The organism is Pseudomonas sp. K5002 (assembly GCF_013386655.1).
Taxonomy (GTDB): domain Bacteria; phylum Pseudomonadota; class Gammaproteobacteria; order Pseudomonadales; family Pseudomonadaceae; genus Aquipseudomonas.
Genome location: NZ_JACARK010000889.1, coordinates 1 through 709 on the forward strand (window position 1 = coordinate 1; position 709 = coordinate 709).

General features: G+C 63.2%; 1 protein-coding gene and 1 pseudogene. Both read left to right on the forward strand.

All coding sequences use genetic code 11. The annotated features are described in order from the left end of the window. Positions 1–195: winged helix-turn-helix domain-containing protein (locus HX846_RS30565; RefSeq protein WP_178966814.1), on the forward strand; the 195-nt coding region annotated here is incomplete at its 5' end. Positions 196–198: 3 nt separating this feature from the next. Continuing rightward, positions 199–709, forward strand: a pseudogene (locus HX846_RS30570) (two-component sensor histidine kinase); the annotation flags it as partial.

A 709-nucleotide genomic window follows, 5' to 3' on the forward strand; every position in this document is an offset into this window, starting at 1 on the left:
GCCGGCGAAGTGCTCAGCCGCGACCAGATCCTGCAACGCCTGCGCGGCATCGAGTTCAACGGCACCGACCGTTCGGTGGACGTGGCGATTTCCAAGCTGCGGCGCAAGTTCGACGACCACGCGGGCGAGGCGCGCAAGATCAAGACCGTGTGGGGCAAGGGCTACCTGTTCAGCCGTTCCGAGTGGGAATGCTGAGCCATGTTTCGCGTCCTGATTCGGCTGTACCTGATCACCATCGTCACCTTCGCCGCCGCGATCTACCTGGTGCCCCGGGCGGTGATCCAGCTGTTTGAACACCGTTACATGAACTACAACATCGAGCAGTCCCGAGGCATGCAGAGCCTGATCGTCAAGGAGTACCGACGGGTGCCGATGGAGCAGTGGGCCAATGTCACTGTGCGCCTGTCGGCGGATTTCGCGCCGCTGAAGGTGCAACTGCTGCGTATCCAGGACGCCAGCTACACCCCTGAAGAACAGCGCCTGCTGGAAAAAGACCAGATGGTGGTTCGCCTGGGCGAGTGGGGCTGGGCGGACGACGTCAGCTCGGCCCTGGACGACCAGTTGGTGGTCAAGGTCTCGGTACCGCCGGACCCGCTGGACATGAACCTGCTGTACTGGAGCATGAACGTGCTGATCGGCGCGGCGCTGCTGGCATGCCTGCTGTTCTGGCTGCGGCCCCACTGGCGCGACCTGGAACGCCTGAAAAGCA